This is a genomic window from Terriglobales bacterium (assembly GCA_035454605.1).
Lineage (GTDB): Bacteria > Acidobacteriota > Terriglobia > Terriglobales > Acidobacteriaceae > DATMAB01.
This window is the reverse complement of the sequence record DATIGQ010000162.1, coordinates 1-25,157: the sequence shown is the minus strand read 5'-3', so window position 1 is coordinate 25,157 and position 25,157 is coordinate 1. Positions and strand designations below refer to the sequence as shown.

Genomic DNA, 25,157 nt, shown 5'->3' with positions numbered 1-25,157 from the left:
GCGTCCTTCTTGGACTCCGCGACCGATCCCGCGCATCACCGAGTTGCGGCCCGGGAGTAACCGAAGGGTAACTCATTATAGGACTCCGCGCGGCAATAGCAAGGCAGCGAACCAGTGAACGGGCAGAAGGGGAGGGCGGTTGGGGCTGGGAAGCCGCCGGTCAGCGCCTGGCGAGAGCGGCTTTGAGACGCCGCTCGAGCCGCTGGCTGAATCCGGTGGGCACGGTGAAGCTACGGCCGTCGCAAGAGAGCTCGATGACGTTGCGGGTGCCGTCCAAGATAGCGGTGCAATGGGCGCAGGTGCGGAAGTGTTCCGCCAGGGACTTGCGGTCCTTGGGGCTGAGCTGGTTCTCGATGTAGTCAGAGAGCAGCTGCCAGACCTCCTGGCAGCGAATACGGATCGGTTCAGACAAGCGTCACTCTTCCCTGCTCCCCGGCCGGAACCCGATGGGAGCCTTGCCCGCGCAGCCTGCCGGCGGATTCTATGGCTAGGCCGCGGAGTCGAGATGACTGTGTTGGCCACTAGCAATCTCTTCCGAGCTAACCCGCTTACGACAGTGAATACAAATGATTTTCTGCTTCGTCTTCATGGCGTCCTCCACCCCGCGCGTTCAGATACGTAATCCCGCGCGGGAGACCGGACCCGAGCAATGGGATTCCCGGGGCCTGTGGAAGTTACAAGCAATCTTTATGACTTTTTTATGGCCGAGACGGACCGAAACGATTCTTCCCGCGCCGCATCTCACCCGGCGGATGGCAGACAACTCACCACCGGCTTCCTCACCCGGCGACGCACTGGCCCGACACTGGCCCGAATACCTGATCGAAGCCACGCTGCTGGGGCTGTTCATGGTGTCGGCGTGCATGTTCACAGCGCTGCTGGAACATCCATCCTCCCCGTTGCGCCAGGCGATTCCGGACGGAGTAGTCCGCCGGGTCCTGACGGGAGTGGCCATGGGGCTCACGGCCATCGCGCTGATCCACTCGCCGCTGGGGAAGCGCTCCGGGGCGCACATGAATCCCTCCTTCACGCTGACGTTCGCACGTCTGGGCAAGGTAGCGCCTTGGGACGCGTTCTTCTACATGGCGGCACAGTTCGCCGGCGGAGTGGCCGGCGTAGTGGTTTCCTGGCTGGTGCTGCGGCAGACGCTGGCACACCCGAATGTGAACTACGCCGTCACCCTGCCGGGACCGGACGGGCCGGCGATCGCGTTCCTGGGCGAAGTGGTCATCTCATTCCTGCTGATGACCATGGTGCTTATCACTACCAATCACCCGCGGCTTTCGCACTACACGGGCATATTCGCGGGCCTGCTGCTGGCTACGTACATCTCCGTGGAAGCGCCGCTCTCAGGTATGAGCATGAATCCGGCGCGAACCCTGGGCTCGGCGCTGCCGGCCGCGGTGTTCGACAGTCTCTGGCTGTATTTCCTGGCTCCACCGCTGGGCATGTTGCTGGCGGCGGAGACCTACGTTCGCTGGAAGGGCGCGCGTTCCGTATTGTGCGCCAAGTATCACCACCACAACACGGAACGCTGCATTTTCCGCTGCCGCTTTGGCGAGATGGCAAACGGCGGATAGAACCACTCGAAGAAAACCGGCCAATCCTAATCTTGCATCGTCGCAAGCGCGCGGAGTTGTGTCTCCTTTGAGGAGGGCCGGAGGATGCGCTCCCTTCGGGTCCGGATGCAAAGAATTTCGTCACCTCCGAGGCAGGCGCGCATCTCACCGCCCGAATCGGCACTGACCTCAAGGATCCGAACCTCGGATCCAAAACAGACCGAACGACTTTAGAAGGAGTCTTGAGCATGCAAGCACGCAAGCTTGTGATCGCAGTGATCGCGGCAGCGGTGGTGTTCGGATTGTGGTACGCGTTCCGCCCGGAGCGCCTGTTCACCAACGTGACCGTGAATGAGCAGTTCCCGGAAACGCAGGCGGCCTCGGCCTCCACCCAGCTCCGCATGGGGCAATTCCACGACGGCGCCCACCAGACGCGCGGCATGGCCACCATCCACCGGCTGGCGGACGGCAAGCACGTACTGCGCCTGAGCAACTTCGAGACCTCGAACGGGCCCGACGTGCACGTCTACCTGGCGGTGGCGCCGGACGCGCTGGATAACGAAACCGTAACCAATGGCGGCTTCGTCGACCTGGGCACGATCAAGGGCAACAAGGGCGACCAGAATTACGAGCTGGCCGCGGACCTGGACGTAGAGAAGTACAACTCCGTAGTGATCTGGTGCAAGCGGTTCAGCGTGAATTTCGGCGCCGCTCCGTTGGTCGCGGGCAACGCCATTCCGGCTACGCCCCAGAAGCTGGTGGCGGCGGGTGAGTTCCACAAGGTGGCGCACGACGCCCAGGGCTACGCCATGGTGCATGAACTGGCCGACGGCCGCCGCATCCTGCGGTTCACCGAGTTCGAGACCTCCAACGGTCCCGAGCTGCACGTTTACGCGGTGGCGGCTGCGGATGCCGCGGACAGCGACAGCGTCAAGAAGGCCGGCTTCGTGGATCTGGGCGCGCTCAAGGGCAACAAGGGCGACCAGAACTACGAGCTCCCCCAAGACCTCGACCTGGCCAAGTATCAGTCCGTCGCCGTGTGGTGCAAACGGTTCAGCGTGAACTTTGCCACGGCGCCGCTGACGCCGAAGTCCTAACAGTTCGCACAAGACTAACGTCGTAACCAAAAGGAGAAATGAATCTGATGCACAACCGCAAGCAAGTCGTAACCACGGCTCTGACTACGTTCGCGATCATCCTGGCTTTGGGCGCTTCCAGCTTCGCCCAGGACAAGATGATGAAGGACGACAAGATGATGGCCGCGCACCACAGCACAACCTTCAAGGGCAAGGCGGTCAACGGCGGCCACGTCATCCACAGCAAGGAGGGCAAGATCAACGTTCTGACGCTCTCCGATGACTTCGTCGCTCCCGGAAGTCCCGATCCGCACTGGCAGGTAGTGGACTCGAAGGGAGTGGTGTATGACCTCGGTCGTTTGAAAGTGAAGGGCGCGGGCGACGGCATGAGCATGGGCGGCGGCGACATGAAGCCCGAAGACAAGCTGAAGAAACAGATCCGCCTGCCCGCCTATATCAAGGACGTCGCCAAAGTGATCATCTACTGCGCCTGGGCAGAAGTGGACCTGGGCGAGGCTTCGTTCGAAAAGCCCGTAATGTAAGCAACCTGTCGGAAACCCGGAGCGGGCCAGGAGGTCAACCTTCCTCCAGGCCCGCGCCAGAAACCAATGAGCGTGTGACATGAAGAAAATCCTCCTAGCCCTGATCGCTGCGACACTGATGGCCGCAGCGGCCTCCGCGCAGATCGCGGAAAAGAAATCGCTGACGCTGGACGGTGCCCGCAAAGTGATCGCGGCCGCCAAGGCAGAAGCCCAAAAGCTCAACGCACCCGGCGGCGTGATCGCCGTGGTGGATGACGGCGGCAACCTGATGGCGCTGGAGCGCCTGGACGGCACGTTCGCCGCCGGGGCCAACATCTCCATCGGCAAGGCGCGCACCGCAGTGCAGTTCAAGCGGCCGACGCGCTTCTTCGAAGAGCTGATCAACTCCAGCGGCAAGGGCCGCACGGTGATGACCGCGCTCAACGACTTCACCCCGCTGATCGGCGGCGTGCCCATCGTGGTGGACAACCAGGTGGTGGGCGGCGTGGGCGTGAGCGGCGCGGCCAGCGCGGCGCAGGACGAAGAACTGGCTATCGCCGGCGCCAACTCGCTCTCCGGCCCGATGGCGGCGGCGCCCGTCAGCCATTTCGACAAGGACCAGGTGTCCGCGGCCTTCGCCAAGGGCGCGGTCCTGTTCGATGGCCAGGGACGCAACTACATGGTGCACGCCAGCCGGCGCGAAAAACCCGGCCAGGCCGAAGTGCACAACAACGACGCCGACATCATCTATGTGCTCGAGGGGACGGCGACCTTCGTCACGGGCGGTACGGTGGTTGATCCCAAGAACATCGCAGCGGACGAGATCCGCGGCGCAACCATCGAGGGCGGGGAAACCCGCATGCTGAAGAAGGGCGACGTCATCATCGTGCCCAACAACACGCCCCACCTGTTCAAGGAAGTCAGCAATCCCTTCCTGTACTACGTGGTGAAGGTGCGGTAGGCCGAGAAACCCATGAAGACTCTACGCACACTAGCGACAACGCTGCTGATGGTCGTGGCGGCCCTGCCTCTGGGGGCGGAGCTGCCACGGAAGCAAGTCCTGACCCTGGAGGCGGCGAAGAAGATCGCTGCCGCCGCCGAAGCGGAAGCTTTGAAGCGCGGCTCTACCGTGGTGATCGCGGTGGTGGATGACGGGGGCTACCTCATCGTGCTCGAACGCCTGGATGACACGCAGGTGGCGAGCGTCGAGGTCGCCATGGGCAAGGCACGCACGGCGGCGATCTTCCGCCGTCCGAGCGGAGCCTTTGAGGAGCAGGTGAAGAACGGCCGCCTGGCCTCTCTGGTGCTGCCCGGCGCGACACCGCTGCAAGGCGGTGTGCCCATCACGGTGAATGGCAAAGTGATCGGCGCCATCGGCGTGAGCGGCAACACTCCGCAGGAGGACGAGGACATCGCGAAGGTCGGCGCGGCCGCCACGGAGGCGGCCATCCGGTGAGATACCTGGCAATCGTGCTGCTGGCGCTCGCGGGTTGGGCGCACGCACAAACCGTCGCCGATGCGCCCGCGGGCAAGCCGCTGGGTACCATCGACCTGGCCACGAACGAGGGCGCGGCGCTGGTAAAAGGAACGTGGCGGTACAGCGACACCAAGATCATCGAGGTGGATTTCCGCGGACCCGGCCCTGACAACCAGCCGAGCGGCGCTCCCGTAAAGACCTACGACTACACGCCGCACGCCGGCGGGGCGGACTTCGACGACTCCGCATGGCCGGTCATCGAGCCTACGACGCTCAACGCACGCCGCGGCTTCGGACGTCTCGGCTTCAACTGGTATCGCATCCGGCTGACCATTCCGGAGCGTGTCGGCGACTTCGATGCGACGGGCTCGACGGTGGTGTTCGAAACTGCGCTCGACGACTACGCCGAAATCTGGGTGGACGGCGAGCTCTCGCGGGCTCTTGGCCAGATGGGGGGCTCGGTGGTCTCGGGCTGGAACGCGCCCAACCGGCTCATCATCGGCCGCGACGTCAAACCGGGCCAGCAGATCCAACTTGCTGTGTTCGGCATCAACGGACCGCTTTCGAACCCGCCCACGAACTTCATCTGGATGCGGTACGCCCGACTGGAGTTCTACGCGGGTACGCACGGGCCACGGGCCGTGACCCCGGCGGAAGTGAATGTGGAAGTGCAGCGTCTCGATCCGGCGATGGACGCCATCGTCGGACCCAATCCGAAAATCTTCAAGCTGGCGGAGGGCTTCAAGTTCACTGAAGGACCCATCTGGGTGCGCCAGGGCGAGTATCTGCTGTTCAGCGATCCCAACAGCAACACCATTTACAAGTACACGAAGGACGGTGAACTCAGCGTTTTCCGCACGCCCAGCGGCTACTCGGGCGCGGACATCGCGGAGTACGGGCAGCCCGGTTCGAACGGCCTGACCCTCGACCGCGAAGGCCGCCTCACCATCAACGAGCACGGCAACCACCGCGTCTCGCGGCTGGAAAAGGACGACAAGGTCACGGTGCTGGCCGACAACTACCAGGGCAAGCGGCTCAACAGCCCCAACGACCTGGTTTACAAGTCCGACGGCTCTCTGTACTTCACCGATCCGCCGTTCGGGCTGCCGAAGTTCTATGATGATCCGCGCCGGCAGCTTCCCTTCGAGGGCGTGTTCCGTATCTCGACGGACGGCAAACTCACTCTGGTCTCCACCGACCTGAAGGGGCCCAACGGCATCGCCTTCTCTCCCGACGAGAAATATCTCTACGTCGGCAACTGGGATGAGAAGAAGAAGGTCGTGATGCGCTATGAAGTGAAGCCCGACGGCACCCTGGCGAACGGCCAGGTGTTCTTCGATATGACGGCAGCCAAGGGTGAAGACGCGTTGGACGGCATCAAGGTAGACCAGGCGGGCAACCTGTACGTTTCCGGGCCGGGCGGGCTGTGGGTGATCTCGGCCGCGGGCAAGCATTTGGGAACCATCCTTGCGCCCCGCCACGTGCACAACATGGCGTGGGGCGACGAAGACGGAAAAACGCTCTACTTGTGCGGACGCAGCAGCCTCTACCGGATGCGGCTGAACATTGCCGGCGTCCGGCCGTAACGGAGAACAACGTCATGGAAAAGTACGATGTGATCATCATCGGCACGGGTGCGGGCGGCGGCACGCTGGCCTACAAGCTGGCTCCTTCCGGCAAGAAGATCCTGGTGCTGGAGCGCGGCGACTACGTCCCTCGCGAGAAGAAGAACTGGGACCCACGGTCGGTCAACGTGGAAGGCTTTTACCAGACCAAGGAGAAGTGGCGCGACAAGGACGGCAAGGAGCTGCACCCGCACACCAACTACTACGTCGGGGGCAACACCAAGTTCTACGGAGCAGCGCTGTTCCGTATGCGCAAGGAAGACTTCGGCGAGATCAAACATCACGGCGGTATTTCGCCGGCATGGCCGATCTCCTACGAGGAACTGGAGCCGTATTACCTCCAGGCCGAGCAGCTCTACCACGTGCACGGCCTGCGCGGCGAGGATCCCACCGATCCCCCGGCCAGCGGCCCGTATCCGCATCCCCCGGTGAGCCACGAGTGGCGCATCCAGCAGTTACACGACGACTTCGCTCGTCACGGTCTGAAACCGTTCCACGTACCCGTGGGCGTGATGCTGGACGAGAAGAACCCGCGCACCAGCAAGTGCATCCGCTGCAACACGTGTGATGGCTTCCCTTGCCTGGTCCTGGCCAAGTCGGACTCCCAGGTTTGTGCGGTTGACCCGGCGCTGGCGCATCCCAACGTCACGTTGCTGACCAACGCCAAGGCGGAGCGCCTGGAAACCGATGCTTCCGGCCGCAAGGTCACCAAGGTGGTGGTGCAGCGTAACGGCAAGCAGGAGGAATACAGCGCCGACGTGGTGGTGGTGTCCTGCGGCGCCATCAACTCAGCTGCCCTGCTACTGCGCTCCGCCAACGAGAAGCATCCGCGCGGCCTGGCCAACGGTTCCGACACGGTGGGACGCCATTACATGGGCCACGTCAACTCGGTGCAGATGGCCATCTCCAAATGTCCCAACCCGACGGTGTTTCAGAAGACGCTGGCGGTGAACGATTTCTATCTCGGCTCCAAAGAATGGGAATATCCCATGGGCCATATCTCGTTCGTGGGCAAGCTGGACGGCGAGACGCTCAAGGCGGGAGCGCCACCGCTGACTCCGGGCTTCACGCTGGAAATGATGGCCAACCATTCGCTGGATTTCTGGCTGACTTCCGAAGATCTGCCCGACCCGAACAACCGCGTCACGCTCGACCGCGAGGGCAACATCGTCCTCAGCTACAAGCCCAACAACGAGGAAGGCCACAACCGCCTCATCGCCAAGCTCAAGGACCTGCTGAACCAGCAAACCAAGTGCCACGAGCATGGACACCAGTGCCACGTCGGCTTGTTCGGGCGCAGCCTGTTCGTAGGACAGAGAATCCCGCTGGCAGGAGTAGCACACCAGAATGGCACCGTCCGCTTCGGCAAAGACCCCAAGAGCTCGGCGCTCGACGTGAACTGCAAAGCCCACGAAGTGGACAACCTTTACATAGTCGACGCGAGCTTTTTCCCCTCGAGCGGCGCGGTGAACCCGGGGCTCACCATCATGGCGAACGCCCTACGCGTGGGCGATCACCTGATGCAACGGTTGAAGTAGCGCATAACCTGGCCGCAGGCCCGCAGCGATGAACATGGATCGATCAATGCGAATGAAGCACCGTCTAGCCATAGGGCTGGCACTGCTGCTCCTCGCGCTGCCACTCGCGGCGCAGCAACCGCTGGTGGTGGCCGTGGACTCGGTCAACATGACCGTTTCCGACATGGACCGCACGGTGGACTTCTATTCCAAAGTTCTGACCTTCGAAAAAGTCTCGGATGTGGAGGTCGCGGGCGACGACTACGAGCACTTGCAGGGCGTGTTCGGCCTGCGTATGCGCGTGGTCCGCTTGCGGCTGGGGGACGAGTTCATCGAGCTGACCGAGTACCTTGCGCCCAAGGGCCGGCCGATTCCGGTTGACTCGCGATCCAACGATCGGTGGTTCCAGCATGTGGCCATCATCGTGCGTGACATGGACGCTGCCTACCGCCGCTTGCGGGAATTCAAGGTCGAGCATGCCTCGACCGGGCCGCAGCGATTGCCGGACTGGAACCCGAACGCAGGCGGCATCAAAGCCTTCTATTTCAAGGACCCCGACGGTCACCCGCTGGAGATCCTTGAGTTCCCGGCCGGCAAAGGCGACCCCAAGTGGCATAGGCCATCCGACCGGTTGTTCCTGGGCATCGACCACACCGCCATCGTGGTCTGGAATACGGATGAAACCTTGAAGCTCTACCGGACTCTTATGGGCATGCGGGTGGTGGGGGAGAGCGAGAACTACGGTCCCGAACAAGAACGCCTGAACAACGTATTCGGGGCACGGCTCAGAATCACGGCGCTGCGCGCCGCCTCCGGCCCCGGCATCGAGCTCTTGGAGTACCTGTCTCCGCGCGATGGCCGGCCTTTTCCGCTGGACGAAAAGGCCAACGACCTGGTGCACCGGCAGACGCGCCTGGTCACGCTCGACGCCGAAGCTGCTGCGCGCCTGCTGCGTGGCGGGCACGTCGCTTTCGTTTCCAGCGGCGTCATCTCACTGCCGAAAGCGGAGACGGGATATCGCAGGGCCCTGCTGGTGCGCGATGGGGACGGACACGTCCTGGAGGTCGCTGAAAAATGAGTTCTAGATCCACCACGAGAGAGGCATCTGTGACGAATCGCCCACTCACCGCGGAAGAGCAACGCCTGGAGGAAAACCGCGAGCGCAAGGCCTACTGGAGCCGCTGGGGCCCCTACCTCTCCGAACGCGCCTGGGGCACGGTGCGTGAGGACTACAGCGCGTACGGCACCGCCTGGGAGTTTTTCCCTCATGACCACGCTCGTTCCCGCGTCTATCGCTGGAACGAAGACGGGCTGGCCGGCATCTCGGACCGCCATCAGTACATCTGTTTTGCGCTTGGGCTGTGGAACGAACGCGACCCCATCCTCAAGGAGCGCATGTTCGGGCTGACCGGCAACGAAGGCAACCACGGCGAGGATGTCAAAGAACTGTACTTTTATCTCGACTCCACGCCGACCCACTCCTACATGAAGTTCCTCTACAAGTATCCACAGGCGGAGTTCCCTTACGGGCGGCTGGCGGAAGAGAATCGCCGCCGCGGCCGGGGCGAGCCGGAGTTCGAGCTGCTGGATACCGGCGTCTTCGAGGAGAACCGCTACTTCGACGTGTTCGTGGAATACGCCAAGGCCGGCCCGGAAGACATCCTGATCAAGGTCACGGTGGCCAACCGGGGACCGGAGGCGGCCAAGCTGCACCTGTTGCCTACGGTCTGGTTCCGCAACACCTGGTCCTGGGGCGCCGGCGAGCCGCGCCCGCAGTTGCGGCGTGACGCCAAGCGCGCGCCCGCCGCCGTGGTCGAGCTCACGCACCACCATTATGGAGACCGCTGGCTGTACTGCGAGGGCCGCCCGGAACTGCTCTTCACGGAAAACGAAACCAACGACGAGCGGCTGTTCGGCAGCCCCAATCCGACTCCCTACGTCAAGGACGGCATCAACGACTGCGTTGCGCAGGGCGCGCGCGACAAGGTGAATCCGGCACAGACGGGCACCAAGGCCGCCGCTCACTACATGCTCGAGGTGGCCGCGGGAAAGGAAGTCACGATCCAACTACGCCTGACGGACCAGGAACTGCCGGCGGGCGCGAGCGTGTTCGGCGGCGCCTTTGACCGCGTCTTCGCCGACCGCAAGCGCGAGGCCGACGAGTTCTACGCGACCGTGATTCCCCAGGACATCTCCGACGACGCCCAGGCGGTGGCCCGCCAGGCCTTCGCCGGAATGCTGTGGTCCAAGCAGTTCTACCACTACGTGGTGAAGCAGTGGCTGGAGGGCGACCCGGGCCAGCTGCCACCGCCGCCGGAACGCAAGAACGGCCGCAACCACGAGTGGATGCACCTCTACAACGCCGACGTGATCTCCATGCCGGACAAGTGGGAATACCCGTGGTACGCGGCCTGGGACCTGGCTTTCCATTGCATCCCGCTGGCGCTGGTGGATCCGGACTTCGCGAAGGACCAGCTCATTCTCATGCTGCGGGAGTGGTACATGCACCCCAACGGGCAGATCCCGGCCTACGAGTGGGCCTTCGGCGATGTGAATCCGCCGGTGCACGCCTGGGCAGCCTGGCGGGTCTACAAGATCGACAAGAAGCGCCGCGGCAAGGGCGACCTCCAGTTCCTGGAGCGCGTGTTCCACAAGCTGCTGCTGAACTTCACCTGGTGGGTGAACCGCAAGGACGCGGAGGGCATGAACATATTCCAGGGCGGCTTCCTCGGCCTGGACAACATCGGCGTATTCGATCGCAGCGCGCCCCTGCCCACCGGCGGACACCTGGAACAGTCCGACGGCACGTCCTGGATGGCGATGTACACGCTTAACCTGCTGGCCATCGCCAAGGAACTTGCCCTGCATGATCCGGCGTACGAGGACGTGGCGAGCAAGTTCTGGGAGCACTTCATCAACATCGCGTACGCGATGAACCATCTGGGCCACAACGGCATGGGCTTGTGGGACGATGAGGACGGCTTCTACTACGACGCCCTGCATTTTCCCGACGGCCGCTTCGAACCCATGAAGATCCGCTCCATGGTGGGCCTGATTCCGCTCTTCGCCGTGGATACCCTGGAGCCCGAAACCCTGAGGCATCTGCCCGGTTTCACCCGCCGACTGGAATGGTTCGTTGACTACCGTCACGACCTGATTGCGAACGTGGCCTGCATGCGCACGCCTGGACGTGGCGAGCGCCGCCTGCTCTCCATCGTGGATCGCGACAAGCTGCGCCGCGTGCTCCACATCATGTTGGACGAGAACGAATTCCTCTCGCCACACGGCATTCGCGCCGTCTCTCGCAGGCACCTGCGCGAACCTTATGTGCTGCACCTGGACGACCACGAATACCGCGTTGACTACGAACCTGCTGAGTCTTCGACTGGCCTCTTTGGGGGCAACTCCAACTGGCGCGGCCCCATCTGGTTCCCGGTGAATTTCCTGCTCATCGAGTCGCTGCAGAAGTTCCACCACTATCTGGGTGACGACTACAAGGTGGAGTGTCCCACCGGTTCCGGCCAGATGATGACCTTGTGGGAGGTGTCGATGGAACTCTCGCGGCGCCTGACCCGCATCTTCCTGCGCGACGGCCAGGGACGCCGGCCCGTGCATCAGCACTGGGGCGATTTGCAGCGGGATCCCAACTGGGGCGATCACATCCTTTTCTATGAGTACTTTCACGGCGACAATGGCTCGGGTGTGGGCGCCAACCACCAGACCGGCTGGACGGGTGTGGTCGCCAAGCTGATCCAGCAGAGCGCTGAGCGGGAAACCCGGCGGGGAGAGCGCCGGCGGCGACCCGCGGCCAAGCCGGAACTGGAAGAAACCAAGGTCGGCGGCTGAACTTTTTTGCCCCGTCGGAATCTCAGATGGGAGCCTGCGAGGAGACATCATGAAGGGTGTTGCAGAAACCGAATCAGCTACGGAGACGGAAAGGAAGGCGGCCCAGACCACGATGAAGGCCATCGCGGTCATCCCCGGCAAGCCGGGCAGCATCCACCTGCGGGAAGTCCCCAAGCCACGCCTGGAAGACGTCGCCGATGGCCGGGGCGTGCGCGTCAAAGTGCTGCGCGTGGGCGTGGACGGAACAGACAAGGAAATCAACGCCGCCGAGTACGGCGCTCCGCCACCGGGCGATGAGTACCTCATCCTCGGCCATGAAAGCTTCGGCCAGGTGGAAGCGGTCGCACCGGGCGTGGTCGAGTTCCAGCCCGGCGATTACGTGGTGGCTTCCGTGCGCCGTCCCGGGTCGAGCATTTACGACAAGATCGGCTTGCAGGACATGACCACCGACGACACCTACTTCGAGCGCGGCATCAACCTGCGCCACGGCTACCTGGCTGAGTATTACGCCGATTCCGCCGAGTTCCTCGTCAAGGTGCCCGGCGGGCTGAAAGAAGTGGGCGTGCTGCTGGAGCCCTCGAGCGTGGCTGAGAAAGCGATCAACCAGGCGTGGGAAATCCAGCGACGCCTGCGGGTGTGGCGCCCCAAGCGTGCTGCCGTGCTGGGCACGGGAACCCTGGGTCTGCTGGCGTCACTCTTCCTGCGTCTGCGTGGCCTCGAGGTCGTGGCCCTGGGCCGCACCGAACCCCCGTACCTCAACTCCAATCTCCTGGAAGAGATCGGCGTCCGCTACGTGAGCACCAAGCAGACCAGCCTGAAGCAGGCGGCGGAGCAGTTCGGTCCCTTCGATTACATCCTGGAAGGCACCGGCAATTCCGGCCTGGTCTTTGAAGCCATGGACGCGCTGGGCAAGAACGGCGTGCTGGCCATGGTGAGCATCACCGGCGGCGACAAGGTGCTGCAGATTCCCGCCGACCACATCAACCAGGGCTTTGTGCTGGGCAACAAGGTAGCGTTCGGAAGCGTCAACGCCAGCCGCGAAGACTTCGAGCGCGCTGTCCAGGATCTTGGACAGGCGCAGTTGGCGTATCCTGGCTGGCTCGCCAAGCTGCTCACTCACCCCATCCGGGGGCTGGAGAACTACCAGCAGCTCATCCAGACGCTGACGGAGGCCAAGGGAGCCATCAAGGTGTTCTGCGAAGTGGCGCCCCTGGGATAAAGACAAGCCATGGAAGAACGATCTCTGTACATCCCGGTCATCCTGGGCACCACGCGCAAGGGGCGCATGAGCGCGCACGTGGCGCACTTCGTCCACGGCGAATTGCTCAAGCGCAAGGGCGTGACGTCGGAAGTGATCGATATCGCCAAGCTGCCGCTCCCGGTGGATGACGCCGGAGAAGCCATCAAGGACGCCGGATTCTCCGAGAAGATGAACCGCGCCGACGGCCTGGTGATCGTCTCCCCGGAGTACAACCACAGCTTTCCCGGGCTGCTGAAGCACGTGCTCGATTCCTGCCTGAAGGAATACATCCATAAGCCAGCGGGCATCGCGGGCGTTTCCGCCGGGCCGTTCGGCGGCGCGCGGGGCATCCAGAGCTTGGTGCCGGTGCTGCGCGAGCTGGGCCTGGTGCCCATCTTCTGGGACCTGAACTTCGGCACGGTCGCGAAGACCTTCGACGAGTCCGGCAAATTGCTCGACGAAGCCTACTACCGCCGCGCCGACAAGTTCCTGGGCGAACTCATCTGGATGGCCAAGACACTGCGCCACGGGCGCGAGAACATCACTCTCGAATAAGGAAGATGCCATGGCCGCCAAGCAGAAAATGGTCTGCCCCGAATGCAAGATGGAGATGAACCACCACGCGGAGAAGCTGATCTATCCCTCCAGCCCTCAGGAGGCGAAGAGGGTCGATCCGGCTTTGGGAGGCCTGATCGAGGAAACCCATACCTGCCCCGGCTGCGGCAAGGCCGAAGCTCGCTTCGCGTAGGGAGAGTCGGATGACCCTCAAAGAGCTTACTCAGGCGGAACTCGCCCAACTGCTGCGCGACGCGGAACAGGCGCACGGCACCTACGAGCGCACTCTCGGCCACCGCGACGACGACTGGCCCACCTGGTATGCGGGCTACATGCTGCGCAAGCTCCAGGAGAAGCGATGATTCGCTTCGGCCCGGAGATCTGCGATGACCTCTCCCAAGCGCTGGGACGGGAATGGCTGGAAACCAACGGCCTGGGCGGTTTCTCTTCCTCTACTATCGTCGGCCTGAACACGCGCCGCTACCACGGGCTGCTCACCGCCGCCACGCATCCGCCGGTGGGCCGGATGGTGTTGCTGTCCAAGTTGGAAGAGACGGTGGTTCTCGACGGACAGCGCTTCGACCTCTCCGCCAATCAGTATCCGGGCGTGGTTCACCCCCAGGGCTTCCACTACCTGAAGCAGTTCCGCCTCGACCCGTTTCCCATCTTTACCTACGAAGTGGATGGCATCGAAATCGAGAAATCGGTCTTCCTGGTGCAGGGCGAGAACACCACAGTGGTGGCATACGCGGTGCGCTCGAAACGCCCGCTTGCGAGCGCGCAGCTTGAGGTCCGGCCGCTCATCGCCTTTCGCGACTACCACAGCACCACGCACGCCAACGGCGCACTGAACCGTAACGTGGACGTGCAGCCGGGCCTGGCGGCAGTGCGGCCGTACGACGGAGCGCCCACCCTCTATTTCGCCCACGACGCTGCCGGGCTCGACCCCTCCGGCGACTGGTTCTACAACTTCGAGTATGCGGTGGAACGCGAGCGCGGCCTGGATTTCCAGGAAGATCTGTTCAGCCCCATGCGCCTGAAGTTCGACTTGGGCATGCGCGCCGGGGCAACCCTCATCGTCTCCACCGAGCCACGCAGCGCCGGGGACGCGGGCCTCTACCGTCAGCGTGAGATCGCCCGTCGCAACGCTGTCCTCGCCGAGGCTCCAGCCGACGACGATCTGGTGAGACAGTTGGTGGCCGCCGCCGACCAGTACATTGTCCGCCGCGGGGCAGGCAGCACCGTGATCGCCGGCTATCCCTGGTTCAGCGATTGGGGACGCGACACCATGATTGCCCTTCCCGGCCTGACCCTGGCGACCGGTCGCGTCGACGTAGCGCGGGGCATCCTCCTGGAATTCGCCAAGCACGTGGACCAGGGCATGCTGCCCAACCGTTTTCCCGATGCCGGCGAAACGCCCGAGTACAACACCGTGGATGCCACCCTGTGGTTCTTCGAGGCGATCCGCGCCTATCTCGACCGCACGGGAGATGTGGCGCTCGTCCGGGAGCAACTCTATCCGGCCCTGACGGACATCATCGATTGGCACATTCGCGGGACCCGCTATGGCATCCGCATGGAAGAGGACGGTTTGCTGGCCGCCGGCGTCCCCGGCGTACAGCTCACCTGGATGGACGCCAAGATCGGCGACTGGGTGGTCACCCCTCGCCACGGCAAGCCGGTCGAGATCCAGGCCCTGTGGTACAACGCGCTGCGCATCATGGAGGACTTTGCCGGCCACTTCGAGAAACCGGAGGCCGCGAAGCGTTATGCCGGCATGGCCGCCAAGGCGAGTGCCAGCTTCAACCGGCTTTTTTGGAACGAATCCGCGGGATGTCTCTACGACGTAGTCCACGGCGATGACCGCGACGCATCCATCCGTCCCAATCAGGTGCTGGCCGCCAGCCTTCCCTTCACCATGCTCCCGCTGGACAAAACCCGGCGCATGCTTGAGATCGTAGAACGCGAACTCCTTACTCCGGTCGGTCTGCGGAGTCTGACACCCAAGGATCCGCAATACCGCCCGCGCTACGAGGGTGACCCGTTCAGCCGCGATTCCTCCTATCATCAGGGAACGGTGTGGCCGTGGCTCATGGGGCCTTTCCTCACCGCGTATGTGAAGGCCAACGGTGCCACAACCAAGTCACGCAAGCAGGCCCGGGCGTGGCTGGAAGGGTTCCGACGCCACATGGAAGAGGGCGGACTCGGCCAAATCTCTGAAATCTTCGATGCTGAACCTCCGCACCGCCCGCGCGGGTGCTTTGCCCAGGCATGGAGCGTGGCCGAACTGCTCCGCGCTGCGGTGGAGGACGTACTCGCGCTCCACGCAGACAAGCCCCGACGCCGTCCCGTCCGGCGGACCGCGTCGGCAACCGCCAAACCCGCTCGCAGTTCACAACCGTAGAGCCGGAATCGATTCTGAGGATCGTCCGGGCTGGACCTGTCGGGTAGCGCTTGGAGATTCGTGTAACCAGTTCTATATCAATGGATTACATGTGGCCCTTGAACTGCACGGGGAAAAGCTCTATACTAATTGTTTCCCGGGACACTCGAAGAGGCTCCTTCCGGCTCGGGAAAAATCTGCTGTCGTGGTGAATCGCGGTTCAGCGGATGACAATCCAATCAAGTAGCAGCAATTCTGTAGGTTTCAAATCACTGATACAAGGCAGGTAAGCAACTTCAATGGCAAAGCGTCGTGGAAATCCCAACTGGGGTAAGCCGGAACCGATCGGCCCGGTGGTACCCACGGTGACCGAGTTCGAGCAGGTGGTGAAGGAGTTCAAGCTCGAGCCGGAACAGTATCTCCGCTCCACGCGCCTGCGCGAGTGGGCGCGCAAGAACAAGAACTCCAAGTTCATCCCGGAGACGCTGCTGCAGGCGTGGGGATTCGAGATCGAGTCCACCCTGTAAGCGTCCGTCTTTCCGAGGGCTTCAGAACGGGCCATCCGGCAGGATGGCCCGTTTGATTTTTCCTCCCGCCGAGTCCAAGTGGCCTTACACGCGCCTGGTTTGACGCGCTTCTTCCCTGCGTGCGATAGTAGGCGCCTCGATTCGTACGGCAATCCTAAAAGGTGGAGCAGCCTCGGACAATATGGTCCGCATCATTCCCCGCGAAACGAAGTTTTTCGACATGTTTGCCGACATGTCCGGCAATCTGACCGAGGGCGCCAGGCTGCTGACCGAGCTCCTGGCAGATTTTCAGCAGGTGGACGGACGCGTGCAGGCCCTGAAGGGGATCGAGCACCGCGGCGACGAGATGACCCACTCCATCCTGGTCAAGCTCAACCAGACCTTCATCACGCCTTTCGATCGTGAAGACATTCACCGGCTGGCCAGCAGCCTGGATGACGTCCTGGACCTGATCTACGCCGCCGGCGAACGCATCCTGATGTACAAGATCACGGAAGCGCCACCGGAAGCCAGGGAGCTGGCCCGGATTATCGTGCTGCAGAGTGAGCAGATCGCCAAGGCGGTGGTCATGCTGGAGAAGCACAACCATGTGCTGGACTACTGCGTGGAAATCAACCGTCTGGAAAACGAAGCGGACCGGCTGGCGCGCGCGGGCATTGGCCGGCTGTTCGACGAGGAGCGGGACCCCATCCGCCTGATCAAGATCAAGGAACTGTACGAAGTCCTGGAGACTGCCACCGACCGTGGCGAGGATGTCGCTAATGTGCTGGAAAGCGTGGTGCTGAAGAGCGCCTGATGTCTTTCACGTTTTCCATCCCCGCACGACGCCCTGCCGGCCAGAGGTCTTTCTAATGGGGGACCTCTCTCCCGCCCTGGTGCTGGTCTTGCTCCTCGTGCTCGGCGCCGAATTCGTCAACGGCTGGACGGACGCTCCCAACGCCATCGCCACGGTGGTAGCGACGCGCGTACTGCGGCCCTACCATGCGGTAGCCGTGGCCACCGTGCTCAACATCATTGGTGCCTTCTATGGGATCAAGGTGGCCCAGACCATAGGCAAGGACATCGTCAAACCTGAAGTTATCACCCTGCCTACCATAGGCGCCGCCATGCTTGGCATCATCATTTGGAGCACGCTGGCCTGGTGGCGGGGTCTGCCGACCAGCGAGAGCCATGCCCTGGTCGCCGGTCTCAGCGGAGCCGGCCTGGCTGCTGCCGGACCCGAGGTCCTGGTGTGGAAGGGCTGGAGCAAAGTCCTCATCGGATTGGCCTTTTCCACCTTCTTAGGATTCGGCGGCGGGTTACTGCTGATGATCCTTATCTATCGGCTGTTTTTCCAATCCCGCCCAGAGACCGTGCGCCGTTGGTTCGGCAAGTTGCAGATTCTTTCCGCCGCCTTCATGGCCTTTGGCCACGGCAGCAACGACGGCCAGAAGTTCATCGGCGTGTTCAGCCTAGGCCTGGTTCTGGGCGGACTGTTGCCGGAGTTCGCCGTACCCGGCTGGGTGATTTGGACCTGCGCCCTGACCATGGGTGTAGGAACCGCCATCGGCGGCTGGCGTATCATCAAGACAATGGGATTACGGCTGACGAAGTTGCAGCCCGTGCATGGGTTCGCCGCCGAAACAGGCGCAGCATTCACCATCACTCTGGCCTCTTACTTTGGCATCCCGCTGAGCACTACCCACACCATCAATACCGCCATCATGGGGGTCGGCGCGACACGACGGCTCTCCGCCGTCCGCTGGGGCGTGGGCAGGGAAATCGCGATAGCATGGATTCTCACCTTCCCAGTCTGCGCCCTAATTGCCTGGACAACCATGAAGCTGCTGCTGCTGATCCTGTGATGGTCCAGTTGGCCCGACGGGTCAATAACCTGAAGACTGGCGCCGTGCGTGGTCGTCCTTCAGAGTCGCAGCTTCCAACGGCCTGTTTGCTAGAATGACAACCGTACGCGGATGACAAACGCGCCCTTCAGCGACGTCGAGAGCTGCATCGAGGAAATCCGCAACGGCCGCATGGTCGTGGTGGTGGACGACGAAGACCGTGAGAACGAAGGCGATCTGACGCTAGCCGCCGAGAGGGTCACCGCCGGAGCCATCAACTTCATGGCCAAGCATGGCCGCGGCCTGGTTTGCCTGGCCCTGACCGAGGAGCGGCTCGACCACCTGCGCATCGGCCCCATGACAGCGGAGAACACGGCTACCTACGGCACGGCTTTCTGCGAAGCCATCGACGCGCGCAGCGGCATCACCACTGGAATCTCCGCCTACGACCGGGCACGAACCATTCGGGTCGCCATCGATCCCGCCACCCGGGCCTCCGACCTGGCCCGGCCCGGCCACGTTTTCCCGCTACGGGCGCGCAAAGGCGGCGTCCTGGTGCGTGCGGGCCAAACGGAAGCTTCCGTGGACCTGGCACGCCTGGCCGGCATGGTACCGGCCGGCATCATCTGCGAAATCATGAAGGAGGACGGCACCATGGCGCGGGTGCCCGACCTCATCGAATTCTGCCGCGAGCACGGCCTGAAGATGATGACCGTGGCCGATCTCATCCGCTATCGACTGCGCCATGAGCGGTTCGTGCGCCGCATCGGCGAGGCCGTATTGCCCACCCGCTTCGGCGACTTCCGCATGATCGCCTACGAGAGTGAGATCGACCGGGAGTCGCACGTGGCCTTGATCCGCGGCGAGGTGGAAAAGTCCGGGGATGAACCGGTGCTGGTGCGCATGCACTCCCACTGCCTGGTGGGTGACGTCTTCGGCGCCACCTGGTGCGACTGCCAGGCGGTGATCGAGCGCTCCATGGAGCGGATCGCCGCCGAAGGCCGCGGCGCCCTCATCTATCTGCACCAGACTTCCAAGGGCTTCTCTGTCGAGCGCGTGGCCGATCGCCCCGCGCTGGCCTTTCATCGCGAAGTGCGCCAGCCCGACCTGCCCGACCATCAGCGCAAGACTCAGCGCGAAGTCGGAATCGGAGCGCAGATTCTCTCCGATTTGGGCATCCATTCCCTCCGCCTGCTCACCAATCATCCCCGCAAGCTGGTGGCGCTGGAAGGATTCGGCATGCGGGTGGTGGAGCAGGTTCCCGTGCCGGTACGATCACAAGTCCCGAGCCGGGATTAGCACGGATTCCTGGCGAAGAAACAGGGCGCGGCTTCAGCCGCGCCCCTGGCCTCTCTGGGGGAGAATACGTCAGTTCGGCTTGCGCGGCAGCACGGCATCATCGCGCAGCATGAAGTGCGCCGAGCACTGGGCGGAACCGCACAGGACCGGGATCAGCCCGGCCACCTGCCGGCGCGTGATCAAGCCCAGCGTGCCGCAAGAGGGGCAGGCCAGCACGGCCCAGTAGGGATCCTCGTTCCCCCCTACCTCGCCGGCATTTTCCAGCACAAAGACGGTGCCGGGCTCCATCTGCTCGGGGATCCATTCGGTGAGGATGCTCAGTTCGGCCACCATGGGAACGCACCCCGCAGGAGCCTTGGTTGACTTGCCGTGCGATAGCTTGGGATCTTCTTTCATGACGCCAGCCTCCGCGAGCGCGCCCTCCGCATCCCCGCCGCCCGGACCGGACGCTTGCGCCCGCGCAGGTCGCTGCGCAGGCGGCGCACGGTATCGGTCAGGCAGACGGCGAAAATGGGCTGACGCGCACTCTTGAGGATGTCCACCACCCGGTGCGCCGAGTCCTCCACATAGACGCGGCGACCATCGGTCAGCAGGTGGCAGTCGGACCGGACCGAGACCGCGTCCACCAGGCTGCGTCCGAACTCCCGCTGCAGCATGCGCACCACTTTGCGCACGCGCTGCAAGCTGAAGCCCTTGTCGCGCAGCTCGGCGATCACAGCCACGGCGGCCAGGTCGTCCATCGAGTACAGCCGGCGGCGCCCGTCGCGCGCCGGCACCACGATTCCCTGCTCGTCCCACCATTGCAGCTGGCGCAGGGTGATGCCGGTGAGCGCCTCCACTTGCTTCGACGTGTATCCTTGGCTCATTCGCGAAAACTTTTGCTTGAAACGCGCAACTGCCGAATTGTTTCGAACATTCTAGGCCTGGAATGTTGCGTGTCAAGCAGAATCCGCCCCTCGTGCATCTCTGCAAGTAACAGACTCGACGAACACGGCAGACGGGATACGGCCTGAGCGCATCGCTGTTGCCGCTTGGCGTTCGGTCCTGGGGACTGGTTACAATCGAGGCGTGAAGCTGCAGATCAACGGCGAGGAGCGAAGCGTCTCAATCGAGCCGGCGAGTCTGGCGGGATTGCTCGACCATCTGGGCTTGAAGGCGGACCGGGTGGCCGTGGAACTGAACCGCGAGATCGTCCCCCGCGACCGCTGGCCTGCGACACCTCTGGTGGATGGAGACCAGCTGGAGATCGTCCATTTCGTCGGCGGCGGATGATTCTCAACGGGACCTGGTGATAGGTCCTATCGCTTCACTCGGAACTTGCGCGTCGCCGACTTCCCTTCCCACACGGCGCGGATCAACACCCCGGAATCCTGGCCGGCATCGGCGCCCAGCGTAACTGTGAGTTCTGCGCTTCCGGAGCTATCCGTTGAGGCCTGCGCCACCACCGGGGCTTGGCCGTCCAAGGACAATTTCGCTGCTACTCGCGCACCGGAAGCGGGAGCGCCGCCATCGGTAACCAGCAATTTCATCGCCAGGACGCCATTGGCATCGGGCGCGCCTGGGTTGCTCCACCGCATGGCCAGCCCGCTGCCATCTACATCCTGAATATCGCGGTCCTGGGCGACGACTTCCGCCGCCTTGCCCTCCTTGATCCCGTCCAGCACCAGGCGATGCTGGGCTTTGAGCATCTCGTGCATCTGCTCTTCGGAGAAATCCGGCCGCAGGGCATGACCGGCATAGGATGCGGCACGCTTACCGATGCACTGTCCCTTGACGAAGACCTGGGTCTGCAGCAGGAGCTCGACCTTCCGCGCTTCGCTCTGGACGTGGTAGACGGTATCGCCGTGCTTGACGTCGGTGTTGAAACCGAAAATCATGGCCCGCCCGCCTCTCGGCCGCCGGCGCACTTCTTTGCAGCGAGCCGCACAAATCGGCGCAAACTTGACACTCCGAAATGCGAACTCTATAGTCGAATGTTTAGCGGTTTGAGAACGGCGCGCATTATATACACGCTCTCCCATGCCGGACAACTACTTCGCCCGCTACCTGCCGCTACTTCTACATTTACTGGTCGCCGCGGCTCTGGCGGCCGGGATGGTGCTGCTCTCGCATCTGATCGGCTGGCGCCGGCCCAGTAGAGTCAAATCCCAGGCCTATGAATGCGGCATGGATCCGGTGGGCGACGCCCGCAGCCGCTTCTCGGTGAAGTTCTACCTGGTCGCCATGCTGTTCATCCTGTTCGACGTCGAGGTGGTGTTCCTCTTTCCCTGGGCGGTCATCGCCCGCGAGCTGGGACTGTTCGGCTTCTTTGAGATGCTGGTGTACATCGGCATCGTCCTGGCCGGCTTCTTCTACATCTGGAAGAAGGGAGTTTTGGACTGGTCCGGCACTCCCCGGAGCGATCTTTAACATGGCGCTCCCACCGGCCATCACCGATTTCGAGCAGCTTCGCGGGGAGGCTCCCGTCGCGCGCTTGCTCGGCTGGCGGTCCGATGCGGTGGCCGGCGCCAAGCTCGATCGCGGCGAGCTGAGCATCGAAGTGCGCGCTCCCGCCCTCCGCGAAGCCGGGCTGTTGCTGCGTGACGATGCCGACTTGCGCTTCAACTTTCTTTCCGATTTGACCTGCGTGGACTGGCATCCGCGTGAGCCGCGCTTCGAGGTCGTATATCACTTGCTCTCCATCCCGCGCCGCGCGCGAGTACGCCTGAAAGTGCGTCTGGCGGAGGGCGATGCCGGCGTCGAGTCTGTGACTTCAGTCTGGCCTTCGGCCAACTTCTTCGAGCGCGAGGTTTTTGACCTGTTCGGGGTTCGCTTCCTGGGCCACCCCGACCTGCGCCGCATCATGATGCCGGAAGACTGGCAGGGACACCCGCTGCGCAAGGATTATCCCGTTGAGGGGTACCGCTAGCCGTGGCCACGCTCACCCCCACGCTTACGCCGGAGGGCGAAGGCACTCTGGTCCTGAACATGGGACCACAGCATCCTTCAACGCACGGGGTCCTGCGCCTGCTGCTGGAGATCGAAGGCGAAAACGTGGTGCGCATGATCCCGGACATCGGCTATCTGCATACCGGCATTGAGAAAACCGCTGAAGCCAAGTTCTACCAGCAGGTGGTGGTACTGACCGACCGCATCGACTACCTGTGCCCGTTGACCAACAACCTGTGCTACGTGCTGGCGGTCGAGAAGCTGCTGGGCCTGGAGGCTCCGCCACGCGCGCAGTGGATGCGCGTGCTGCTCAACGAGCTTTCGCGCATCGCCTCACACCTGGTCTGGCTGGGCACCCATGCGCTCGATATCGGCGCCATGACCGTCTTCCTCTACTGCTTCCGCGAGCGCGAGGACATCCTGCGCCTGTTCGAGATGGTCAGCGGCCAGCGCATGATGACCTCCTACTTCCGCATCGGAGGTCTGGCCCTGGAGCCGCCGCTCGGCTTCTTTGAGCGCGTCCGTCGCTTCGCCGACCTCTTCCCTGCGCGGGTGGACGAATACGAAGCCTTGCTCACCGGCAACCGCATCTGGATCGGGCGTACCAAGGGCGTGGCCTATCTCTCCGGCGACGATGCCGTGGCCCTGGGCGTGACCGGTCCCTCACTGCGCGCCAGCGGCGTGGATATCGATCTGCGCCGCGACATGCCTTATTCGAGCTACGACCAGTTCCAGTTCAAGGTCCCGGTATCGACGGACGGCGATGTCTACGCCCGCTATCTGGTGCGCGTGCAGGAACTGCGCGAGTCCATCGGCATCGTGCGGCAGGCGCTGGACGGCATGCCGGAAGGCGCGGTCAAAGCCGATGCGCCCAAGGTGGTGCTGCCGGATCGGGAGAAGATGAAGACGCAGATGGAAGCGCTCATCTATCACTTCAAGATCGTCACCGAGGGCTTTGCGGTGCCCGCGGGCGAAGTCTATCAAGCCATCGAGTCACCGCGCGGCGAGATGGGCTACTACGTGGTGTCCGATGGCACTGCCAAGCCGCACCGCGTCCACATGCGCTCGCCGTCGTACGCCAACCTCCAGGCCCTGCCCAAGATGTGCGAAGGCAAACTGATCGCGGACGTGGTGGCGGCCATCGGCAGCATTGACATCGTGCTGGGAGAAATCGACCGGTGATTCCCGTCTCCGAACAGCTCGACAGGTTTTTTGACGAGAAGATGCAGGAATACCCCACGCGTCGCTCGTTCCTCGTTCCCATGCTGCTCTACACCCAGGATGAACTGGGTTACGTGACCGACGAAGCCGTCACCTACCTGGCCAGCAAGACCGACCTGACGGAGCTAGAGATCCGCAACGTCATCAGCTACTACAGCATGCTCACCACCAAGCCGCGAGGCAGGTACAACCTGCAGGTTTGCACCAACATTTCCTGCATGCTGCGCGGAGCCGAGGGCATATTCGAGCACTGCAAGAGCAGGCTCGGCATCGGCCACAAGGGAACGAGCAAGGACGGCGTGTTTTCGCTCGAAGAAGTCGAGTGTATCGGTGCTTGCAGTTGGGCGCCTGCCATGCAGGTGAACTACGACTTTCACGAGAACCTCACAGCGGAAAAGGTCGATAAGCTCCTCGAGGATTGCCGCAAGAAGGGAACGCAATAGGTGGCGGACCTGGTAGCACACGCCGATGAAGTCAAGGTCGTAAGCAAACGCTTCGGCCTAGGTGCGGCCTCGCTGGACCGCTACCTGGAGCTGGATGGCTACAAGGCCGTACAAAAGGCCCTTTCCATGACGCCGGACGCCATCATCGGCGAAGTGAAAGACTCCAGCCTGCGCGGCCGCGGCGGGGCTGGCTTTCCTGCGGGGCTGAAGTGGTCCTTCGTGCCCAAAGAGTCTCCCAAGCCCAAGTACGTGCTCTGCAACGGGGATGAGAGCGAACCCGGCACCTGCAAGGACCGCCTGCTCCTGGAGCACGACCCGCACTCGGTGATTGAAGGCGTGATGATCGCCGGGCTGGCCGTGCAAGCCAAGGTCGGCTTCATCTACATTCGCGGCGAGTACCGCTACCTGGTCGACATCCTTCGCCAGGCGCTGGCAGAGGCGCGCGCGCGCGGCTTCATCGGCAAGAACATCTTTGGCAGCGGCCGAGACTTCGAGGTCTACTGGCATACCGGCGCCGGCGCGTACGAGGTCGGCGAAGAGTCGGCGCTGATGGAGTCGCTCGAGGGCAAGCGCGGCATCCCGCGCATACGTCCGCCCTTCCCGGCCGTGGTGGGGCTGTGGGGCGGTCCTACCGTCATCAACAACGTGGAGACGCTGGCCTCGGTGCCGCACATCATTCTGGGCGGAGGGAAATGGTACGCCGACCTGGGCACGCCCAAGAACGGCGGCACTCGACTGTTCTGCCTCAGCGGCCATGTCAACCGGCCGGGCGTTTACGAACTGCCGCTCGGCTACAACCTGAAGAAGATGATTCACGAGGTGGCGGGCGGTATCCCCAACGGCCGCAAGGTCAAGGCCGTGGTGCCGGGCGGCTCTTCGACGCCCATCCTCGCCGCCGAAGAAATCGACGTCGCCATGGACTTCGACTCGCTGGCCAAGATCGGCACCTTCCTGGGTTCGGGCGGCGTGGTGGTGGTTGACGATGCCACCTGCATGGTGAAGTTCGCGCAGCGCATCATCGGCTTCTACCAGCACGAAAGCTGCGGCTGGTGCATCCCCTGCCGCGAGGGCACGGACTGGCTCAAGAAGACGCTCACCCGCTTCCACGCCGGCGGCG

General features: G+C 63.2%; 28 protein-coding genes. 24 read left to right on the top strand and 4 right to left on the bottom strand.

Going from position 1 to position 25,157, the window contains the following annotated elements:
• Nucleotides 1-160: 160 nt before the first annotated feature.
• Nucleotides 161-412, bottom strand: coding sequence for a zf-HC2 domain-containing protein (locus VLE48_11680; GenBank protein ID HSA93664.1), 252 nt, complete (start codon nt 410-412; stop codon nt 161-163).
• A gap of 340 nt (nt 413-752) precedes the next feature.
• On the opposite strand from VLE48_11680, the gene VLE48_11675 reads away from it, so the two are divergent.
• From VLE48_11675 to ribB, 18 genes are all read left to right on the top strand, one after another.
• A complete protein-coding gene (locus VLE48_11675; GenBank protein HSA93663.1) occupies nt 753-1,580 on the top strand; it encodes an aquaporin in 828 nt (275 codons plus the stop codon).
• Between the two features lie 227 nt (nt 1,581-1,807).
• Nucleotides 1,808-2,656, top strand: a complete 849-nt coding sequence (locus tag VLE48_11670; GenBank protein ID HSA93662.1) for a DM13 domain-containing protein — start codon at nt 1,808-1,810, stop codon at nt 2,654-2,656.
• A 38-nt stretch (nt 2,657-2,694) separates the two neighbouring features.
• Nucleotides 2,695-3,177 (top strand): hypothetical protein, encoded by a 483-nt coding sequence (locus VLE48_11665; GenBank protein ID HSA93661.1) that lies wholly within the window; start codon nt 2,695-2,697, stop codon nt 3,175-3,177.
• Between the two features lie 79 nt (nt 3,178-3,256).
• Entirely contained in the window at nt 3,257-4,117 is an 861-nt protein-coding gene (locus VLE48_11660) for a heme-binding protein (GenBank protein ID HSA93660.1), read from the top strand.
• A gap of 12 nt (nt 4,118-4,129) precedes the next feature.
• Nucleotides 4,130-4,612: a heme-binding protein gene (locus VLE48_11655; protein HSA93659.1), complete on the top strand. Its 483-nt coding sequence runs from the start codon at nt 4,130-4,132 to the stop codon at nt 4,610-4,612.
• Nucleotides 4,609-6,219 carry an SMP-30/gluconolactonase/LRE family protein gene (locus tag VLE48_11650; GenBank protein ID HSA93658.1) on the top strand — a complete coding sequence of 537 codons (1,611 nt, stop codon included), beginning with the start codon at nt 4,609-4,611 and terminating at the stop codon, nt 6,217-6,219. Before VLE48_11655 ends, VLE48_11650 begins: the two co-directional genes overlap by 4 nt.
• Before the next feature lie 14 nt (nt 6,220-6,233).
• Complete coding sequence (locus VLE48_11645) at nt 6,234-7,796, top strand: GMC family oxidoreductase (GenBank protein HSA93657.1); 1,563 nt, start codon at nt 6,234-6,236, stop codon at nt 7,794-7,796.
• Between the two features lie 52 nt (nt 7,797-7,848).
• Nucleotides 7,849-8,853 (top strand): VOC family protein, encoded by a 1,005-nt coding sequence (locus VLE48_11640; protein ID HSA93656.1) that lies wholly within the window; start codon nt 7,849-7,851, stop codon nt 8,851-8,853.
• Nucleotides 8,854-8,882: 29 nt separating this feature from the next.
• Complete coding sequence (locus tag VLE48_11635; protein ID HSA93655.1) at nt 8,883-11,621, top strand: hypothetical protein; 2,739 nt, start codon at nt 8,883-8,885, stop codon at nt 11,619-11,621.
• 49 nt (nt 11,622-11,670) lie between these two features.
• On the top strand, nt 11,671-12,840 hold the full coding sequence (locus VLE48_11630) for a glucose 1-dehydrogenase (GenBank protein HSA93654.1): 1,170 nt from the start codon (nt 11,671-11,673) through the stop codon (nt 12,838-12,840).
• Between the two features lie 9 nt (nt 12,841-12,849).
• The gene (locus VLE48_11625; protein ID HSA93653.1) at nt 12,850-13,416 is read left to right on the top strand and encodes an NAD(P)H-dependent oxidoreductase; all 567 of its coding nucleotides are present in this window, start codon (nt 12,850-12,852) and stop codon (nt 13,414-13,416) included.
• A 10-nt stretch (nt 13,417-13,426) separates the two neighbouring features.
• Nucleotides 13,427-13,609, top strand: coding sequence for a hypothetical protein (locus VLE48_11620; protein ID HSA93652.1), 183 nt, complete (start codon nt 13,427-13,429; stop codon nt 13,607-13,609).
• A gap of 10 nt (nt 13,610-13,619) precedes the next feature.
• Complete coding sequence (locus VLE48_11615; protein HSA93651.1) at nt 13,620-13,778, top strand: hypothetical protein; 159 nt, start codon at nt 13,620-13,622, stop codon at nt 13,776-13,778.
• Nucleotides 13,775-15,820 (top strand): amylo-alpha-1,6-glucosidase, encoded by a 2,046-nt coding sequence (locus VLE48_11610; GenBank protein HSA93650.1) that lies wholly within the window; start codon nt 13,775-13,777, stop codon nt 15,818-15,820. The genes VLE48_11615 and VLE48_11610 overlap by 4 nt, the downstream gene beginning before the upstream one ends.
• Before the next feature lie 278 nt (nt 15,821-16,098).
• On the top strand, nt 16,099-16,326 hold the full coding sequence (locus tag VLE48_11605) for a hypothetical protein (GenBank protein ID HSA93649.1): 228 nt from the start codon (nt 16,099-16,101) through the stop codon (nt 16,324-16,326).
• Between the two features lie 181 nt (nt 16,327-16,507).
• Nucleotides 16,508-17,122 (top strand): DUF47 family protein, encoded by a 615-nt coding sequence (locus tag VLE48_11600; protein HSA93648.1) that lies wholly within the window; start codon nt 16,508-16,510, stop codon nt 17,120-17,122.
• Nucleotides 17,123-17,177: 55 nt separating this feature from the next.
• The gene (locus tag VLE48_11595) at nt 17,178-18,170 is read left to right on the top strand and encodes an inorganic phosphate transporter (GenBank protein ID HSA93647.1); all 993 of its coding nucleotides are present in this window, start codon (nt 17,178-17,180) and stop codon (nt 18,168-18,170) included.
• 111 nt (nt 18,171-18,281) lie between these two features.
• Nucleotides 18,282-19,448 carry a 3,4-dihydroxy-2-butanone-4-phosphate synthase gene (gene ribB / locus VLE48_11590; GenBank protein HSA93646.1) on the top strand — a complete coding sequence of 389 codons (1,167 nt, stop codon included), beginning with the start codon at nt 18,282-18,284 and terminating at the stop codon, nt 19,446-19,448.
• Between the two features lie 69 nt (nt 19,449-19,517).
• Here the strand turns inward: ribB and VLE48_11585 are convergent, their stop codons facing one another.
• Both VLE48_11585 and VLE48_11580 read right to left on the bottom strand, forming a co-directional pair.
• The gene (locus VLE48_11585; GenBank protein ID HSA93645.1) at nt 19,518-19,844 is read right to left on the bottom strand and encodes a hypothetical protein; all 327 of its coding nucleotides are present in this window, start codon (nt 19,842-19,844) and stop codon (nt 19,518-19,520) included.
• Entirely contained in the window at nt 19,841-20,314 is a 474-nt protein-coding gene (locus VLE48_11580; GenBank protein ID HSA93644.1) for a MerR family transcriptional regulator, read from the bottom strand. Before VLE48_11580 ends, VLE48_11585 begins: the two co-directional genes overlap by 4 nt.
• A gap of 202 nt (nt 20,315-20,516) precedes the next feature.
• Between VLE48_11580 and thiS the strand changes: the two genes are divergently transcribed.
• A complete protein-coding gene (gene thiS / locus VLE48_11575; protein HSA93643.1) occupies nt 20,517-20,720 on the top strand; it encodes a sulfur carrier protein ThiS in 204 nt (67 codons plus the stop codon).
• A 26-nt stretch (nt 20,721-20,746) separates the two neighbouring features.
• Here the strand turns inward: thiS and VLE48_11570 are convergent, their stop codons facing one another.
• A complete protein-coding gene (locus VLE48_11570; protein HSA93642.1) occupies nt 20,747-21,325 on the bottom strand; it encodes a hypothetical protein in 579 nt (192 codons plus the stop codon).
• A 142-nt stretch (nt 21,326-21,467) separates the two neighbouring features.
• On the opposite strand from VLE48_11570, the gene VLE48_11565 reads away from it, so the two are divergent.
• From VLE48_11565 to nuoF, 5 genes are all read left to right on the top strand, one after another.
• Nucleotides 21,468-21,857: an NADH-quinone oxidoreductase subunit A gene (locus tag VLE48_11565; GenBank protein HSA93641.1), complete on the top strand. Its 390-nt coding sequence runs from the start codon at nt 21,468-21,470 to the stop codon at nt 21,855-21,857.
• Between the two features lies 1 nt (nt 21,858).
• Nucleotides 21,859-22,356: an NADH-quinone oxidoreductase subunit C gene (locus tag VLE48_11560; protein HSA93640.1), complete on the top strand. Its 498-nt coding sequence runs from the start codon at nt 21,859-21,861 to the stop codon at nt 22,354-22,356.
• 2 nt (nt 22,357-22,358) lie between these two features.
• Nucleotides 22,359-23,558 (top strand): NADH dehydrogenase (quinone) subunit D, encoded by a 1,200-nt coding sequence (gene nuoD / locus VLE48_11555; GenBank protein HSA93639.1) that lies wholly within the window; start codon nt 22,359-22,361, stop codon nt 23,556-23,558.
• Nucleotides 23,555-24,040 (top strand): NAD(P)H-dependent oxidoreductase subunit E, encoded by a 486-nt coding sequence (locus VLE48_11550; GenBank protein HSA93638.1) that lies wholly within the window; start codon nt 23,555-23,557, stop codon nt 24,038-24,040. Before nuoD ends, VLE48_11550 begins: the two co-directional genes overlap by 4 nt.
• Nucleotides 24,041-25,157 (top strand): NADH-quinone oxidoreductase subunit NuoF (nuoF, locus tag VLE48_11545; protein HSA93637.1); only part of this gene is annotated, 1,117 nt, incomplete at its 3' end.

Coding starts and splice junctions, on each gene's coding strand:
- VLE48_11600 (HSA93648.1), top strand. CDS start 16,508: ATGGTCCGCATCATTCCCCGCGAAACGAAGTTTTTCGACATGTTTGCC.
- VLE48_11675 (HSA93663.1), top strand. CDS start 753: ATGGCAGACAACTCACCACCGGCTTCCTCACCCGGCGACGCACTGGCC.
- VLE48_11565 (HSA93641.1), top strand. CDS start 21,468: ATGCCGGACAACTACTTCGCCCGCTACCTGCCGCTACTTCTACATTTA.
- VLE48_11665 (HSA93661.1), top strand. CDS start 2,695: ATGAATCTGATGCACAACCGCAAGCAAGTCGTAACCACGGCTCTGACT.
- VLE48_11655 (HSA93659.1), top strand. CDS start 4,130: ATGAAGACTCTACGCACACTAGCGACAACGCTGCTGATGGTCGTGGCG.
- VLE48_11560 (HSA93640.1), top strand. CDS start 21,859: ATGGCGCTCCCACCGGCCATCACCGATTTCGAGCAGCTTCGCGGGGAG.
- VLE48_11670 (HSA93662.1), top strand. CDS start 1,808: ATGCAAGCACGCAAGCTTGTGATCGCAGTGATCGCGGCAGCGGTGGTG.
- VLE48_11620 (HSA93652.1), top strand. CDS start 13,427: ATGGCCGCCAAGCAGAAAATGGTCTGCCCCGAATGCAAGATGGAGATG.
- VLE48_11580 (HSA93644.1), bottom strand. CDS start 20,314: ATGAGCCAAGGATACACGTCGAAGCAAGTGGAGGCGCTCACCGGCATC.
- VLE48_11660 (HSA93660.1), top strand. CDS start 3,257: ATGAAGAAAATCCTCCTAGCCCTGATCGCTGCGACACTGATGGCCGCA.
- VLE48_11645 (HSA93657.1), top strand. CDS start 6,234: ATGGAAAAGTACGATGTGATCATCATCGGCACGGGTGCGGGCGGCGGC.
- ribB (HSA93646.1), top strand. CDS start 18,282: ATGACAAACGCGCCCTTCAGCGACGTCGAGAGCTGCATCGAGGAAATC.
- VLE48_11630 (HSA93654.1), top strand. CDS start 11,671: ATGAAGGGTGTTGCAGAAACCGAATCAGCTACGGAGACGGAAAGGAAG.
- VLE48_11570 (HSA93642.1), bottom strand. CDS start 21,325: ATGATTTTCGGTTTCAACACCGACGTCAAGCACGGCGATACCGTCTAC.
- VLE48_11595 (HSA93647.1), top strand. CDS start 17,178: ATGGGGGACCTCTCTCCCGCCCTGGTGCTGGTCTTGCTCCTCGTGCTC.
- VLE48_11615 (HSA93651.1), top strand. CDS start 13,620: ATGACCCTCAAAGAGCTTACTCAGGCGGAACTCGCCCAACTGCTGCGC.
- VLE48_11610 (HSA93650.1), top strand. CDS start 13,775: ATGATTCGCTTCGGCCCGGAGATCTGCGATGACCTCTCCCAAGCGCTG.
- VLE48_11640 (HSA93656.1), top strand. CDS start 7,849: ATGAAGCACCGTCTAGCCATAGGGCTGGCACTGCTGCTCCTCGCGCTG.
- VLE48_11625 (HSA93653.1), top strand. CDS start 12,850: ATGGAAGAACGATCTCTGTACATCCCGGTCATCCTGGGCACCACGCGC.
- VLE48_11585 (HSA93645.1), bottom strand. CDS start 19,844: ATGAAAGAAGATCCCAAGCTATCGCACGGCAAGTCAACCAAGGCTCCT.
- VLE48_11605 (HSA93649.1), top strand. CDS start 16,099: ATGGCAAAGCGTCGTGGAAATCCCAACTGGGGTAAGCCGGAACCGATC.